At 65.0% G+C, this 15,364-nt stretch carries 13 protein-coding genes and 2 pseudogenes; 7 read left to right on the top strand and 8 right to left on the bottom strand.

The window, feature by feature from the left end; genetic code table 11:
- The 6 genes and pseudogenes from A5782_RS05915 (at position 1) to A5782_RS05900 (ending at position 5,949) form a co-directional block, all read left to right on the top strand.
- Complete coding sequence (locus A5782_RS05915; protein WP_067096461.1) at positions 1 to 1,653, top strand: acyl-CoA synthetase; 1,653 nt, start codon at positions 1 to 3, stop codon at positions 1,651 to 1,653.
- Positions 1,654 to 1,734: 81 nt separating this feature from the next.
- Positions 1,735 to 1,905: pseudogene (locus A5782_RS26705) on the top strand (SRPBCC family protein); the annotation flags it as partial.
- Positions 1,906 to 1,970: 65 nt separating this feature from the next.
- A pseudogene (locus A5782_RS26700) lies at positions 1,971 to 2,105 on the top strand (acetoin dehydrogenase); the annotation flags it as partial.
- 98 nt (positions 2,106 to 2,203) lie between these two features.
- Positions 2,204 to 3,412 (top strand): cytochrome P450, encoded by a 1,209-nt coding sequence (locus A5782_RS05910; protein ID WP_067096458.1) that lies wholly within the window; start codon positions 2,204 to 2,206, stop codon positions 3,410 to 3,412.
- Positions 3,413 to 3,433: 21 nt separating this feature from the next.
- Positions 3,434 to 4,648, top strand: a complete 1,215-nt coding sequence (locus A5782_RS05905; protein WP_067096455.1) for a CaiB/BaiF CoA-transferase family protein — start codon at positions 3,434 to 3,436, stop codon at positions 4,646 to 4,648.
- 155 nt (positions 4,649 to 4,803) lie between these two features.
- Positions 4,804 to 5,949 (top strand): thiolase family protein, encoded by a 1,146-nt coding sequence (locus tag A5782_RS05900; RefSeq protein ID WP_067096453.1) that lies wholly within the window; start codon positions 4,804 to 4,806, stop codon positions 5,947 to 5,949.
- Positions 5,950 to 5,969: 20 nt separating this feature from the next.
- Here the strand turns inward: A5782_RS05900 and A5782_RS05895 are convergent, their stop codons facing one another.
- The 6 genes from A5782_RS05895 to A5782_RS05870 are packed head-to-tail and all read right to left on the bottom strand — an operon-like array spanning position 5,970 to position 12,781.
- Entirely contained in the window at positions 5,970 to 7,169 is a 1,200-nt protein-coding gene (locus tag A5782_RS05895) for an acyl-CoA dehydrogenase family protein (RefSeq protein ID WP_067096450.1), read from the bottom strand.
- Positions 7,170 to 8,216, bottom strand: coding sequence for an acyl-CoA dehydrogenase family protein (locus A5782_RS05890; protein WP_067096447.1), 1,047 nt, complete (start codon positions 8,214 to 8,216; stop codon positions 7,170 to 7,172). It lies immediately after the preceding gene.
- Between the two features lie 2 nt (positions 8,217 to 8,218).
- Complete coding sequence (locus A5782_RS05885) at positions 8,219 to 9,049, bottom strand: amidohydrolase family protein (RefSeq protein WP_067096444.1); 831 nt, start codon at positions 9,047 to 9,049, stop codon at positions 8,219 to 8,221.
- A complete protein-coding gene (locus tag A5782_RS05880) occupies positions 9,046 to 10,671 on the bottom strand; it encodes an acyl-CoA synthetase (protein WP_067096441.1) in 1,626 nt (541 codons plus the stop codon). The genes A5782_RS05885 and A5782_RS05880 overlap by 4 nt, the downstream gene beginning before the upstream one ends.
- A 31-nt stretch (positions 10,672 to 10,702) precedes the next feature.
- A complete protein-coding gene (locus A5782_RS05875; protein WP_067096988.1) occupies positions 10,703 to 11,905 on the bottom strand; it encodes an amidohydrolase family protein in 1,203 nt (400 codons plus the stop codon).
- Positions 11,906 to 11,935: 30 nt separating this feature from the next.
- Entirely contained in the window at positions 11,936 to 12,781 is an 846-nt protein-coding gene (locus A5782_RS05870) for an enoyl-CoA hydratase (protein ID WP_067096438.1), read from the bottom strand.
- 347 nt (positions 12,782 to 13,128) lie between these two features.
- On the opposite strand from A5782_RS05870, the gene A5782_RS05865 reads away from it, so the two are divergent.
- Positions 13,129 to 13,368, top strand: coding sequence for a CsbD family protein (locus tag A5782_RS05865; protein WP_067096435.1), 240 nt, complete (start codon positions 13,129 to 13,131; stop codon positions 13,366 to 13,368).
- A 60-nt stretch (positions 13,369 to 13,428) separates the two neighbouring features.
- On the opposite strand, the gene A5782_RS05860 is transcribed toward A5782_RS05865, so the two are convergent.
- Positions 13,429 to 14,445: a dihydrodipicolinate synthase family protein gene (locus A5782_RS05860; protein ID WP_067096432.1), complete on the bottom strand. Its 1,017-nt coding sequence runs from the start codon at positions 14,443 to 14,445 to the stop codon at positions 13,429 to 13,431.
- A gap of 43 nt (positions 14,446 to 14,488) precedes the next feature.
- The gene (locus A5782_RS05855; protein ID WP_067096429.1) at positions 14,489 to 15,286 is read right to left on the bottom strand and encodes an SDR family NAD(P)-dependent oxidoreductase; all 798 of its coding nucleotides are present in this window, start codon (positions 15,284 to 15,286) and stop codon (positions 14,489 to 14,491) included.
- Positions 15,287 to 15,364: the final 78 nt, after the last annotated feature.

Here is a 15,364-nt window from a genome sequence, read left to right as displayed (position 1 = left end):
ATGTCCGACACCACAACAACATTCACGGTTCCGGCCGTCGCGAAGGCCGTCGCCGCCGCCATCCCCGATCGGGAGCTGATCATCCAGGGGGATCGGCGCTACACCTATGAGCAGGTGATCGATCGCTCCCACCGGCTGGCCGCATATCTGCATTCACAGGGGTTGGGCTGCCACACCGAGCGCTCCGCGCTGGGCGGCCACGAAGTGGGCCAAGACCTGCTGGGGCTCTACGCCTACAACGGGAACGAATTCGTCGAGGCGTTGCTGGGCAGCTTCGAGGCGCGGGTCGCCCCGTTCAACGTCAACTTCCGCTACGTGAAGAGCGAGCTGCAATACCTGCTGGCCGATGCCGGGGCGAGCGCGCTGCTCTACCACGCCGCGTTCGCACCGCGAGTGGCCGAGATCCTGCCGGACCTGCCACAGCTACGCGTGCTGATCCAGATCGCCGACGACTCGGGCAACGACTTGCTCGAGGGCGCAGTCGATTACGAGGCCGCGCTGGCATCGGTGTCCCCGGAGCCACCGCCGCTGCAGCACTCGGCCGACGACCTGTATGTCCTGTACACCGGTGGCACGACGGGGATGCCGAAGGGCGTGTTGTGGCGACAGCACGACATTTTCATGACGTCCTTCGGCGGACGGAACCTCATGACCGGCGAGCCGTCGAGCTCCATCGACGAGATCGTCGAACGTGCCGCGGCGGGCCCGGGCACCAAGCTGATGATTCTGCCTCCGCTGATCCACGGTGCCGCACAGTGGAGTGTGATGACCGCGATCACCACGGGGCAGTCCGTCGTCTTTCCCACTGTCGTCGATCATCTGGACGCCGAAGACGTGGTGCGCACCATCGAGCGGGAAAAAGTCATGGTGGTCACGGTGGTCGGCGACGCGATGGCACGACCGTTGGTGGCCGCCATCGAGAAGGGAATCGCCGACGTGTCGTCGCTGGCGGTCGTCGCCAACGGCGGTGCCCTGCTGACCCCGTACGTCAAGCAACGCTTGATCGAAACGCTGCCGAACGCCGTCGTCGTCGACGGCGTCGGATCGTCGGAGACCGGGGCACAGATGCACCACATGTCGACGTCGGGCGCGGTGGCGACCGGCACGTTCAACGCCGGGCCGGACACTTTCGTGGCCGCCGAGGATCTGACGGCAATCCTGGAACCCGGGCACGACGGGATGGGCTGGCTGGCACAGCGGGGCTATGTGCCGCTCGGCTACAAGGGCGATGCGGCCAAGACGGCCAAGACTTTTCCGGTGATCGACGGCGTTCGGTACGCCGTCCCCGGTGATCGCGCGCGCCACGGCACCGACGGCTCCATCGAATTGCTGGGCCGCGATTCGGTGACCATCAACTCCGGCGGCGAGAAGATATTCGTCGAGGAGGTCGAAACGGCCATCGCGTCGCATCCCGCGGTGGCCGACGTGGTGGTCGCCGGCCGGCCGAGCGAGCGGTGGGGCCAGGAGGTGGTTGCCGTGGTGGCGCTTGCTCCGGGCGTCAGCGCAGATGCCGGGGAACTGGTGGCACACGCCGCGCAGACGCTGGCGCGCTACAAACTCCCCAAAGCGATCGTGTTCCGTCCCGTCATCGAGCGCAGCCCGTCGGGTAAGGCCGACTACCGCTGGGCACGCGAGCAGGCGGTGAATGGCTGACCGGTGCTGCCGGCAGCCCGCTGCGGGAGGGCGTAAATCTTGTCGCTGCACAAGGGCGAGACGCTGACGGCATCGACGGAGGTGCGCGCCGCTGCGGACCAGATCTACGCTGTGGTTTCCGACGTCACGAGAATCCCCGAGTGGAGTCCGGAGACAACGCGCGCGATGTGGCTGGCGCCGACTCGTTTCCAGTCGTGGAACCGTCGCCGGCTGGGCCGGTGGCGCACCGTTGCCGACGTCGTGGAAGCCGAACCGGGACACCGGTTTTCATTCGTCGTTCAGGCGATGGGTGGGGACTGGACACAATGGACGTACCTCAGGCCAGAATCCTCATCGGGGCCGACGGGCGCGCGATGGCGGCGATGCCGCGGTTGCTCGGTGTGCGTTATGCGGGCCTGCTGGCCCGCGCCGCACGCTTGACCAACGCGGGCTCCGGGCACGCCGACCGCTGACCTCGCATGGTCACGCCCATATTGCCTACTGTAATAATTACAGTACGATCTTACGAAGAAGTGTTCGATCGTGCTGAGATCAAGATGCTGGAGATCAGGTGACGACCAACGTTCACACCGCCGCCGGTGCCGGCGACGAAACCGTCAACCTGCGCGATCCCTACCCGTTCTTTGCCCGCAAACGGCGGGAGGCCGGCGTGTTCGCCGGCACGGTGATGGACTACTCCAAGACGCCGGAGTCCCTGATGCCCAGGCAGGAGTACTCCGCGATGTCCTTCGACGCGGTCAACACGGTGTTCCGGGATGGCCGGGTGTTCAGTTCCAAGCCGTACGACAAGACCATCGGTCTGTTCATGGGGCCGACGATCCTGGCGATGGAGGGAAAGAAGCACCGCGAACACCGCAACCTGGTCTCCGCGGCATTCAAGTCCAAGGCGCTGGTCCGCTGGGAGCCCACCATCGTGCGGCCGATCTGCAACGCCCTGATCGACGAGTTCATCGAGACCGGCACGGCTGACCTGGTCCGGCAGTTCACGTTCGAATTCCCCACCCGCGTCATCGCCCGGCTGCTCGGGCTGCCCGATGAAGACCTGCCGATGTTCCACACCCGCGCCGTGCAGTTGATCAGCTACCACATCAACTACGAACGCGCCTTCGAGGCGTCGACGGCGCTCAAGGACTATTTCGTCGAGCAGATCGAACAGCGTAAGTCCAAGCCGACCGAGGACATCATCGGCGACCTGGTCACCGCGGAGATCGACGGCGAAAAGCTCACTGACGAAGCCATTTACTCGTTCCTGCGTCTGCTGCTACCCGCCGGATTGGAGACCACCTACCGCTCGTCGGGAAACCTGCTCTATCTGCTGCTCACGCACCCGGAGCAGTTCTCCGCGCTGCAGGCCGACCGCGAGCTGCTGGCACCGGCCATCGAGGAAGGGCTGCGCTACGAGACACCGCTGACCACCGTGCAACGCTTCACGACCGAAGACACCGAGGTGGAAGGTGTGAAGATTCCGGCACGTTCGGTGATCGGCGTGTGCATCGGTTCGGCGAACCGCGACGAGCGACGCTGGGAACGCTCCGAAGAGTTCGACATCTTTCGCAAGCACATGCCACACATCTCGTTCGCCGCCGGCGAGCACACCTGCCTGGGTCTGCACCTGGCGCGACTTGAAACCCGCGTCGCAGTGGAATGCCTGTTGAACCGGCTGACCAACGTCACCTTGCTGACCGACGACGACCCGCACATCCACGGTCAGCCTTTCCGGTCGCCGCATGCGCTTCCGGTGACGTTCGACGCGAAGTAGGGTCCGGGAATGGTAAGAGTCATGGCGGGCTTTCGGGTCCTGGAGCTTGCACAGTTCACCTTCGTTCCCGCGGCCGGAGCAATCCTGGCCGACTGGGGAGCGGACGTCATCAAAGTCGAACACCCGGCGCGCGGTGATACCCAGCGCGGTTTCGTGAATATGGGTGGCATTCAAGTCGATCCGGAACGACACCCGTTGATGGAGCATCCCAACCGCGGCAAACGCAGTGTCGGGATCGACGTCTCCACGCCGGGTGGTCAACAAGTGATCTACGAGCTGGCCAAGACCGCGGATGTATTCCTCACCAACTACATGCCCGCGCAGCGGCAGAAGCACAAGTTCGACGTGGAGCACATTCGCGCGGTGAACCCGAACATCGTGTATGCGCGCGGCTCGGCCTATGGCGACAAGGGGGCCGAGCGTGACACCGGCGGCTATGACGGCACGGCGTTCTGGACGCGCAGTGGCGTCGGGTACGCCCTGACGCCCGAGGAGTTGGGCGGCGCACTGGGACAAGGCATTCCCGCGTTCGGCGATTCGATCGGCGGCATGTTCATCGCCGGCGGCATCTCGGCCGCGCTGCTGCACCGTGAGCGTACCGGCGAAGCCGTCGAGCTCGACGTGTCACTGCTGAGCACGGCCTGGTGGGCGGCGGGCGCCAGCGTGACGCAGGGCATGGAGACCGGCGAGGTCATGCGCACGCCCATGCCGGGTTCCGGTGCGCCCTCGGTGAATCCCTTCATGGGCAACTACGAAACCTCCGACGGCGGCACCATCAACCTGTGCATCATCAGCCCGACCGGGCTGATCCGCGACACGTTCGAACACCTGGGCATCCCCGAGGCGGCCGACGATCCCCGCTTCTCCGACGTACTCCCGCTGATCCAAAATGCCGACGCCGCCTCCGAACTGATCGCAAAGGCCTTCGCTGGCAAGCCCTTTGACTATTGGCGACAGCACCTCAAGACCATGAAGGGTCAATGGGCGCCGTTCCAGAGCCTGCTCGACCTGGTTGACGACGAGCAGGCGATCGCCAACGACATGATCGCCGAAGTCGAGCTCGCCGGCGGCGGCAAGCCGTTCCGCGTGGTCCGCGGCCCCGTTCAGTTCAACCACGAGCCGTTGACGACGACGCGGGCGCCGCAGGCCAGCGAGCACACCGAGCTGGTCCTGATGGAGCTCGGCATGGATTGGGACCGGATCGAGGAACTCAAGAATGCAGGAGCTATCGCGTGAACCGCGCCAGCGACGATGCAGAGCGAAGCGATGCGAAGGAGCGGCGCCCATGAACACCGCCGGCGACGATGCAGAGCGAAGCGATGCGAAGGAGCGGCGCCCATGAACACCGCCGGCGACGATGCAGAGCGAAGCGATGAGGAGGAGCGGCGCCCATGAATGACGTTGCCATCATCGGAGTGGGTTTACACCCATTCGGGCGCTTCGAGGGCAAGGCGGCGATGCAGATGGGCGTCGACGCCATCCTCGCCGCGGTCGCCGATGCCGGTATCGCTTGGCAGGACGTCCAATTCGCCACCGGCGGTAGCTGGACAGTGGCCAACCCTGACGCGATCGTCGGCATGGTCGGCCTGACCGGTATCCCGTTCACCAACGTGTTCAACGCATGCGCGACCGCCGCCAGTGCCGCCAAGGCTTGCGCCGACGGCATCCGACTGGGCGACTACGACATCGGGATCGCCATCGGCCTGGATAAGCACCCGCGTGGCGCGTTCACCGAGGACCCCGCCCTGGTAGGAATGCCGCGCTGGTATGCCGAGAACGGGCAGTACTTGACCACCCAGTTCTTCGGCATGAAAGCCAATCGCTACCTGCACGATCACGGCATCTCCCAGCAGACCCTGGCCAAGGTCGCCGCCAAGAATTTCCGCAACGGGGCGATCAACCCCAACGCATTTCGCCGGAAGCCGATCTCCGAAGACGACATCCTGAACTCGACGATGCTCAATTACCCGCTGACCCAATACATGTTCTGCGCGCCCGATGAGGGCGCCGCCGCCGTGGTGATGTGCCGAGCGGACATCGCGCACCGTTATACCTCCAGGCCTATCTACCTGCGCGCGGTGGAGGTGCGCACCCGCCGCTACGGGGCCTACGAGGTCAACACCACCTGCGCACCCGTCGAAGAAGACGTGGCACCAACGGTTTACGCTGCCCGCAGCGCATTCGAGAAGGCCGGCATCGCCCCCGACGATGTCGACGTGATCCAGTTGCAGGACACCGACGCCGGCGCCGAGATCATCCACATGGCCGAGTGCGGGTTCTGTGAGCACGGCGATCAGGAGAAGCTCCTGGCCGACGGCGCCACCGAGATCCACGGCTCGATGCCGATCAACACCGACGGCGGCCTGATCGCTAACGGCGAGCCGATCGGCGCGTCCGGTCTACGCCAAATCCACGAGCTCGTGCGGCAACTTCGCGGCGAAGCCGGCAATCGTCAAGTGGCCGGTGAACCGCGCGTCGGGTTCGCTCAGCTCTACGGCGCGCCGGGCACCGCCGCGGCGACCATCCTCACGACCTGACGGCACTCCCTCGGCGCCGGCTAAGAGGCTTTCTGCACGACCGGCGCGTACGCCGGCTTGCCCAGCCCCAGCATGTACTGCGCGATCATGTTGCGGAACACCTCGAGGGTGCCGCCGTAAATCCCGACCAGCGGGGCGAATCGGTAAACGTATTCCGCAGCGCCGTTGTCGGCCGCGCCGTCGGTGCCGACGGGCAGCGTGGCCGCGGTGCCGAGGATGTCCATCAGGTCCGGGGAGATGTCACGCATCGTCTGGGCCAGGGCGACGCGCCCGAAGATACCGGGGGCGCTCAGTGACGCTTCCATCCGCGCGGCGCTGCGCCCTAAGCGATATGCCACCGCAGCGTCGTCAATGAGCCTGCGCCCGTTAGGGTCTGGCTCTGCGACTTTGGCCGCGGCCTTGTCCAGCGCGTCGGCCATGAAACCGGCCTGGTGCATCATGATCGACACGTCCTGCAGCCCGTCCGGGGCGGCCGCCACCGCTCCATGCTCGGTGTTGAGCGGTTCACGCAGCACCGTCCAGCCCGCGTTGACGTCGCCCAGTCGATACCTGTCGTCGACGCGCACGTCGCTGTAATAGACGATGTTGGTGCGGTCGCCGTCGACGGTGCGGATGCCCTGGATCTCGATGCCCGGGGAGTTCAGCGGAACCAGGAACATGGTCAGGCTCTTGTGCTTCGGAGCGCCCGGATCGGTGTTGGTGATGAGGAAAACGTACTGGCAGTTGTGCGCTCCGGTGGTGAACATCTTGGAGCCATTGATGACCCAGCTCGATCCATCCGCCTCCCGGACCGCCCGGGTCTTACAGGTGGCGATGTCGGATCCGCCCTCGGGTTCGGTGTAACCCAGGCACAGCCGGACGTGCCCGCTGAAGACGCCCGGTAACACCTCGTCCCGCAACTCGGCGGAACCGAACCTTGCCACCGAACGCGCTACCATGGCGGTGGTGCCCCAGGTCACCCAGGGCACGTGCGCGCGCCGCTTCTCCAGCTCCCAGATGCGGCGACGCACCCGGGTGAAGCCGCCGTCGGCTTCCGACTTCCATTCGCGTTCGAGGTAGCCGGCGGCGCCCAACGCCAGGTGTACGCCTTCGTCGAAGTTGTCGCCCGTTTCCCGGTCCCGGCGCTTGACGTCTTCTGTCACATGGGTGCGCAGGAAATCGCGCGCTTCTTCGAGGAAGCGCTGGTCTTCGTCGGACAGCGTGACTCGTGAGAAATCCACCTAGGCGCCCTTTCCACTTTCGCGAGCGGCGACGAGCTCGCCGATGTGCTTGGCGCTGGCGCCGGGATCCCCGCCGGCCAGTGCCCAGCCACGGGCCCGCACCAGATACGCCGTCGCGGCCGCCTCCGCCGAAACACCAAGGCCACCTTGGATATGTACCGCCATGGTCGCGGCCTTCGCCGCCTCCTCCGCCATGAACACGAACGCCGACGACGCCAGCTCCGGACGCTCGTGCGGCTCGTTGTCCAGGAACCAGGCCGCGCGCCGCGCCAGGTTGCGGCCGCCCTGCACGGCGATCGCGATGTTGGCCAGCGGATGAGAGATGCCCTGCAGCGTCGAGATGGGCACCCCCAGCGTGTAGCGGGTCTTGGCGAACTCGGCCGCGATGGTCATGGTCTCCTCCACCAGACCCACCAACGCCGCAGCGCTCAGCACCCGCCACTCATCCAGCGCCCGTTGATATTCCGCCAGTGCGTCCGGCCCGCCGGCCAGTACGGTGCGGGCGTCGGCGGTCGACGGGTCCACCCACGCCATCGGCAGCCGGCCGATGTTGTCCACCTTGGTCGGGCGCGTGCCGAACGTCAGCGCGACGACGTCGGCGCCGTCGCGCACGATGACCTGATCGGCAATGGATCCGGTGGGCAGGAGCCGGGCCCCAGACGCGTTGTCCTGCTGCGGATCGAAGGCGGCGAGCCGCCTGCCGTGGACCACGTCGGGTTCGGCCGCGCCGAGGCGCGCGAGCAGCCGTGCCGTGCAGACCTGGTCGATCCACGGCACCGGTGCCAGCGACCGGCCGATCTCCTCGGCCACCAAGGTCAGGTCGACGATCGTCGCACCGTCTCCGCCCGCGGATTCCGGAACTGCCATGGTCGTTGCGCCCATGGCGCACAACCGCTCCCACAGGTTCTTGTCGAAGCCGGTTTCCTCCGCGGCGCGCACGGTTTCGATCGAACAATGCGTCTTGAAGAAGTCGCGGTAGGCGGCCTGCAACGCCTCGTGATCCGACGTCAGGGTGTAGTCGAGCCTACGTAATTCATAGCGGTCCATTCTCAGCTTTCCTCCTGGCCACCGAAGAAGAATTCTTGCGCATTGTTGTAGAGATAGTTGTCGAGCACGTCGGCGGGCAGATCCAGCCCGGCCGCTTCGGGAACGACGCGGTGCATTTTCAGCACCGGCCAGTCGGAAGCGAAGATCACCTTGTTCGGTCCGCGGGTCCGCATGTAGTGCAGCAGGCTCTCCGGCAACCGCTTCGGCGACCACGCCGACGTCATCAGGCGCAGGTTGGCGTATTTGATCAGCAGCCTGATCGCGATGTCCCACCAGGGATCCGCGCCGTGAATCATGCACAGCTTCAGTTCCGGGAATCGCACGCAGACCCGGTCGAGGTGGATCGGATTCTGCACCTCTCCAGGGATGGGGGGTCCCGGAATGCCGGTGTTGATACACAGCGGCAGCTCGAGCTCCGCGCACTTGGTGTACAGCGGGTAATAGACGGCATCGCTGGGCGGGTACTGACCGTCACCCCAAAAGCTCGGTCCCACAGCGGCATAGGCGACGGGCAGATCGTTGACGATGGAGGAAAGTTCACGCAGGGACGGCATCGGGCGCAGCAGGTTCACCCCACCCATCGCCAGCGCGAAACGCTCGGGTTTCTCCTCGACGAATTTGCGCGCGGTCACCGACGGCTTGGCGAGGTTGTCCATCAGGATGGCTTTACGCACACCCTGGGCGTCCATCTCGTCGAGCAGCTTCGACAACTCGACCGGTGAGAACATGGCCTCCGGCCCCTTGAAGTAGTCGTCGCGCACCTTGAGCATCCACGTCGGCTGCTGCTCGGTCTCGCCGAAGTGGACGTTGACCAGGCAATCGATTGCTTTCATGTCGACATCGGTGCCTTTGCTGTTGCCTGACGTTTCGCCCAACGGTAATCGGCCTTGCCGTTGCCCAGGCGCCGGACCTGTTCGACGACGAGGAACTCCTTGGGCGCCTTGAACCGCGCCAGTCGCGACGTGCAAAGCCCGTGCAGCTCCTCGGCGGCCGCGACGGTTCCATCGCGGAATTCGACGAGGGCGACGAGTTCTTCGCCCCAGCGCTCGCTGGGGCGACCGACCACCAGCGCGTCGGCGATCGCCGGGTGGGCACGCAGCACCTCTTCGACTTCCTCGACGAAAACCTTTTCTCCACCGGTGTTGACCACCAAAGAGTCACGGCCGAACAACCGCAACGTTCCGTCGGCTTCAAGTGCGGCCCGGTCACCGGATATCACCACTCGCTTGCCATCGATCTCGGGGAAAGTCTTGCGGGTGGCGTCGGGATCGTTGAAGTATCCCAACGGTATTCGCCCTTCCCTGGCGGACCAGCCCACCTCTGACTCGCCGGGAGAAAGGAAGTGGCTGTAGTCCTCGGAAAGAACCAATCCGCCTTCGCGCAGCGTGAAAGTCTCGGTCTGGGTGCCGCACCGGCTGTGGCCGAAGCCCATGTTCCCGGTCTCGGATGAGCCGTAGCCGTTGATGAGGGTGACGTGGGGCAACAGCTCCAGCAGAGCTTGCTGATACTTCGGATTCGTTGCGGCACCGCCGGTGCCGATGGCGTACAGCGACGGCAACTCGTAGGAGCCCTCCTGCAGCTCGGCCACCAGCGGTGCGGCGTAGGCATCCCCGACCATGGTCATCAAGCCGACTTTTTCGCGCTGTGCCGTCTCCCATACGGATCGGGGTTCGAGTTTCTTGCCGGTGTCATACATCACCACGGTGGTGCCCGCCATGATCGCTGAGAAGGCCGTCCACATGCCGGCCGCGTGCATCAACGGCGAGACGGCGAACCACGGTGCACCGGCGTTACCGCGCACCTTGTCGTGGATCTCCCGGGCGCAGGCATGGTCGGCCCCCACCATCGACGACACGTAGATGTCGGACTGTCGCCACAGCACACCCTTGGGCCGACCGGTCGTGCCGCCGGTGCAGATCATCAGCAGATCGTCCGGGGACGCCGTCACGTTGCGGTCGGTGTTCCCTTGCGCCAGTGCGTCATCCAACGACAGCGCGCGGGGCAGTTCCCGGGCGCCGCTTCCGTCGTCGACCGACACCAACAGGTCGATGCCGGCATCTGTCAGCACATCGGCGAATTTTGCGCCCAGCCCGCGGTGGTAGATGACCGCTCTGGGTTTCACGTAGTCGAGCAGCTCGCCGACCTCACGCGGCGTGTAGTAGTAGTTGATGTTCACCGGGACGGCTCGGGCCTTGAGGCAGCCGATGACCATGTCCGGGTACAGGTCGTTGTGCATGACCAGCGCCACCCGGTCCTGTCCGCATTCCCAGTTCTGCAGGGTTGCGCGTTCCCGGCGCGCGCCTAACCCATTGCCTGCCAAGAAGTTTGCCAGCCTGCGGGTGCGCTCCGCCGATTCCCGAAAGGTGCTGCGGCGGCTGCCGCACACCGTCATCGTCCGGTCGGGGATTACGTCGGCGATTTCGTCAAGAACCGCCCCTATGGTCCATTCGCTCACGGGCGTAGCCGGCCTTGGTTGATCAAGCTGATCAAGCAGCCGAGCCGACTTGGACGCCGAGGAGATCCAGCGCGTTGTCCCGCATAATCTTTCGGATGTCGGACTCGTTGAAGCCCTTCAGTTCGTCGGCGAACGACACCGGCGATTCGAGGCCTTCTCCGTGCGGCCAGTCGGAACCGAACAGAATCTTGTCGACGCCGATGGCTTCGGCGAGCTCCGGCAGGTCGTCCTCGTAGTACGGGGCAATCCACACGTGGTTGCGCAACTGCTCCACCGGATCCTCGGGGAAATGCTGGGGTTGGGTGTTCGCCGCCTTCTTCAGGCGCTTGATCAGCCGGTGCACGAAGTACGAGCCGTTCTCGATGCTGACCGCTTTGAGTTTCGGATGACGGGTGAACACACCGTGCACGATCATCGAGGCCATCGTGTCGTGAATGGCACGATCGTCGAGGAGCACCTGATCCAGCGGATCCTTGGCGCCGAAGCCCTCGAACGTCGCTTTGCCGCCCCACGCCGCCGCGATGTGCAGATAGCCGCTGTCGGACAGGTGGAATCCCACCGGCACCCCCGCCTCGGCCAGCCGCGCCCATACCGGGTCGTGGCTCCGATCGCCCAGTGACCGCGGCTTGACCAAGCCGGGCACCGGCGCCGGTCGCACCAGCACCAGCTTGGCGCCGCGCGCCAACACGAACTCGACCTCTTCGAGGGCCTTGGCCGGGTCGGCCAGCGAGATGATCGGCGCGGCAATGATTCGGCGATCGGGCCGGTCGAAGCCCCAGTCCTCGTCCAGCCACAGATTGAACGCATGCACCGACGCCATCGTCGCCTCGATGTCGTGCTTGAGCGCCTCCTCGACCCCGCATCCGAACGTCGGCAGCATGAACGCCGTCTCGATGTCCTGGGTGTCCATCACCGTGATCCGCGCATCGCGGTTCTGATACTCGGGATGGTCGGCCAGCCGTTCAACCTTCATCAGCGAGGCCGGGTCGACGCCTTCGGGAATCTCGCCGCGGAACAACAGGTCGAGGCAGCCCGGCACGATGATCGGGTCGAAGGTGGGGTTGGGGATGAAGTGGTTGACGCGGTCCCCGATCACGGCCCAGGTCCGTTTGCCCTCATTGAGCATCCGAACGCCGCGCCGTTTGAACTTCTTGTCCAGGTGGCGGGTGAACGAGTCGAGCGGCTCGTAGTAGTGATTGTCAACGTCGATCGCCTGGTAACCCAAGTCAGCCATGATCATCCTTTCCGCCTCTACCGGCGAACACTAAGCGTCGGTCGAATCGAGCGATGGGAATTGCGGCGGCCGCTTTTCGAGAAAGCTCGTGATGCCCTCGATGACGTCGGGGCGCGGCATCGCCTCGTGCAACAAAACCTCGGCAAGTGAATTGGCCTGCACGACGTCACGAGTCGCGTCACCGTATACCTGCCTCTTGATCACCGCCATCGACGCCGGAGAGCAGTTCGCAGCGATGTCCTCGGCGTATTCCAGGGCACGCTTCATCAGACTGTCCGGGGGGACAACCTCTTTGACGAGCCCCAGCTCGACCGCCTCCTCGGCGAGGAAGGTCCGCCCGCTCAACAACAGATCTAGAGCGACGCCCCAGGTGGTCAGCCGCGGCAGTATCCAAGAAATACCGAATTCCGCGATCAGGCCACGGCGCGCGAAAACCGCGCCGAACTTCGCGCCGGCGGCCGCGAACCGGACGTCACACATCAGCGCCTGGGTCAACCCGATGCCGACACAAGCACCGTTGATGGCCGCGATGACGGGCTTGCGCAGCGTCGTCACAAAGTGGGGCGGTCGCTCTCCGACCAAGTCGGCGAGATTTGTCTGACCTGCCTTCTGGATCGTTTCGCCATAGCTGGGCGCCGAACTCGGTGCGCCCAAATACGCCCCAGCACAAAACCCCCGGCCCCGGCCGGTCAGGACGATGGCCCGCACGGCCGGGTCCTGTTCGGCGCGATCGATCCCCGAGTAGAACCCGGCGGCGATGTCGGGGCCCCAGGCGTTGAGCCGATCCGGCCGGTTGAACGTCAGAACCGCAACACCGGTTTCAGTGGTCTCATACAGCACCGCCTCATCGGTGATCACACGGTCGGCGGCGCTCATCAGACCGTCCCCTCATAGCTGACCCACTGGCGAGTTTGTACCCATACTGTATACCTATCGGTACCGCATTCCACAACCGCCGTCACCCGGGGGTGAAACCCCGACTAAACTGCGATTACGGGCCCCGGGGCGTCGCTTCAACCCTCCCGAATCGGAGGTCCGGCCGACGACGAATTTGACGGGGCCGTAACCCACTGGACGGCCGCCCGCAGATCCGATTTCGGGCGAAAAAAGGGCCACCTACGTGGCAAGACTTAGATGTTGTGGTGTGTGACACGCCGCAGCCACGTTTGCAACGACCGGGCGATCGGGAAACCCAGAACGAGCCGACTATCGGAGGAGACACAATGGTTGACGTCAAGAGCGGTCCGGTCGAACTCGTTCGAGGCATCGTCGAAGATGCCCTCGGCAAGACCAAGCAGGTCATCGGGATCATTATCGGTAACGACGGCCTGATCGAAGAGGGCAAGGCTCAGCAGGACAAGGCGGATGCGCAGCGCAACGCCGGCAAGAAGGAAGCCGCCGCTGAGAAGGCCCGTGGTAAGGCCAAGGCCTACGAGGAGCGTGAGCGGGCCGAGCAGCAATAAACGGCCAGCCAGTCGAGCGGGCCCGGTCAGTGACCGGGCCCGCTCGCTGTGTAATCCCTTTTACCGCAACACGGTTTCGAGTAGGCCCAGGCGCTGATAGGCGCTTTCGATCTGGGTCTTCGCCTCGGTGGGCAGCTCCGCTTGCGGTGGGCGGGAATGCGGATACGCGCCAGTGGGCAGCCCCAGCAGCGACGCGGCGTACTTGAAGGCGCCGCCCCAGTGGGTGAAATAATCCGGTCGTCCCGGGTAGCACGTCCACCACGATCCAACGTCCAGGTCGAACTGGTCCAGGCCGGATTCGCGGCCGTAGTCCATGGCCTCGACGAGTTTGTCGCTCTGAATCAGATCCCAGTATTCGGAGAACAATCGTCGCGTGGGCGTTTCGAAAAGATAGCCCGCAGTGCCCAACTGCGCCGGACAGACGATCCCGTCGCGCAGCCAGCCGGCTCGGTACACCGTCCTGTCGCATTCCCACACCGCCAGTCCGGGCGCCAGTTCATGCAGCATCCGGCTGCTCGCCGGCCGGAAGGCGCCCTCCTTGGTGGCGCACACCGCGGGGACCTCGTTGTAGACCCGGGCGCTTTCGGCGGGCGTCAGCACATAACCCGACGATGGCGAATTGAACATACCCAACGCGATATTCGTGCGCGCCGCCACGTATTTGAAGAAGCGCAGCACGCCGTCGCCGCCGTGCGCCTCCATCATCGGCGTCTGAATGTAGGCGATGTCGGCGCCCGCCTCTTGGGCGTGCAGCGTCAAGTCCACACAGTCCTTCGCCGACATAGCCGCCGTGCAGGCCTGCACCACCACGTCGGGATTGATGCCACGCCCTTCCTCGACCGCCACCTCCAGCAGCCGCTTGCGCTCGTCGAGGGTCAGCGACCAGAACTCGGCGATTCCGCTGGTGCACCACAACATCGGATGCCCGAGATCGCCCACGCAGTAGCGCACCAACGTCCGGTAGGCGTCCCAGTCGATGTCATCGCCGTCGGTGCCGCAGAACGGGGTGTAGAGGGAGTCACCGATCCCCCGCAATGCGCCTGGCGCCCACGTACGCGCCTCCGCTGCCGTAGCCACAGTCGACTCCTTTTGTCTGCCAATCGATTTCTTCGACCCGTCGTCAGGTGAAGTCCGAACCGCCGTCGACGTTGATGTTGGCTCCGGTCATGTAGGAGTTTCGCCGCGAGGCGAGAAACGCGGCGACCGGGCCGATTTCGTCCGGCAAGCCCGCACGCGGCAGGTGCGCGGGATGACCGAAATGCTTGGCTATGGCTTGCATCAGTGCGTAGGGGTCGTTGCCGTCGACCCCCACCGAACTCGCCCAGCCGATCAGGGATTCCGACGCGATGCTGCCCGGCGACACCACGTTGACCAGGATCTCGTCCTTGGCCAGCAGCAGGGAAAGATTCTTCGAAACGCTGGTCAGCATCGATTTCGCCGCCGTATACGCGGGCAGCATCACACTTTGCCGCTGCGTCGAGTGCGCCGAGAAGTTTACGATCCGGGCCCAGTGCGCCTTGCGTAGCAGCGGAAGCGCCGCACGGACGCAGCGCACCATCCCCAGCACGCCGTCTTCGACAGACTGGCGCCACTGGTCGTCGGTCAGATCCTCGAACGTGCCCGCGGCACCCGGTCCCACCGTGATGACGAGGGCGTTGAGTTCAGCGTCCCATCGCTGGGCGAGGTCGCTGAACACCTTGCCGACCGCAGCGTCGTCCCCGATGTCGGCAGTCAATCCGACTGCGTCAGGGCTACCGCGTTGCGCGAGATCGGTCACCGCGGCGTCGAGGGCATCGCGGCTACGGCCGACCACCGCCACCCGGGCGCCGTCCTCGGCGAAGCAACGTGCCGTCGCCAATCCCATACCTCGGCTACCGCCGACTACCACCGCAGTGGCATTCGCCAGCCCTAGATCCATTGCTTGACCCGTAGCTCTAGCCTGGTCATTTTCGCCTGTCCAGCCGGTTTACCAAAAAGCCTACGATAGGTATTACAG

Source organism: Mycobacterium sp. 852002-40037_SCH5390672 (genome assembly GCF_001665875.1).
Lineage (GTDB): Bacteria > Actinomycetota > Actinomycetes > Mycobacteriales > Mycobacteriaceae > Mycobacterium.
The sequence above is the reverse complement of the archived record's forward strand: the minus strand, read 5'-3'. Positions and strand labels throughout refer to the sequence as shown.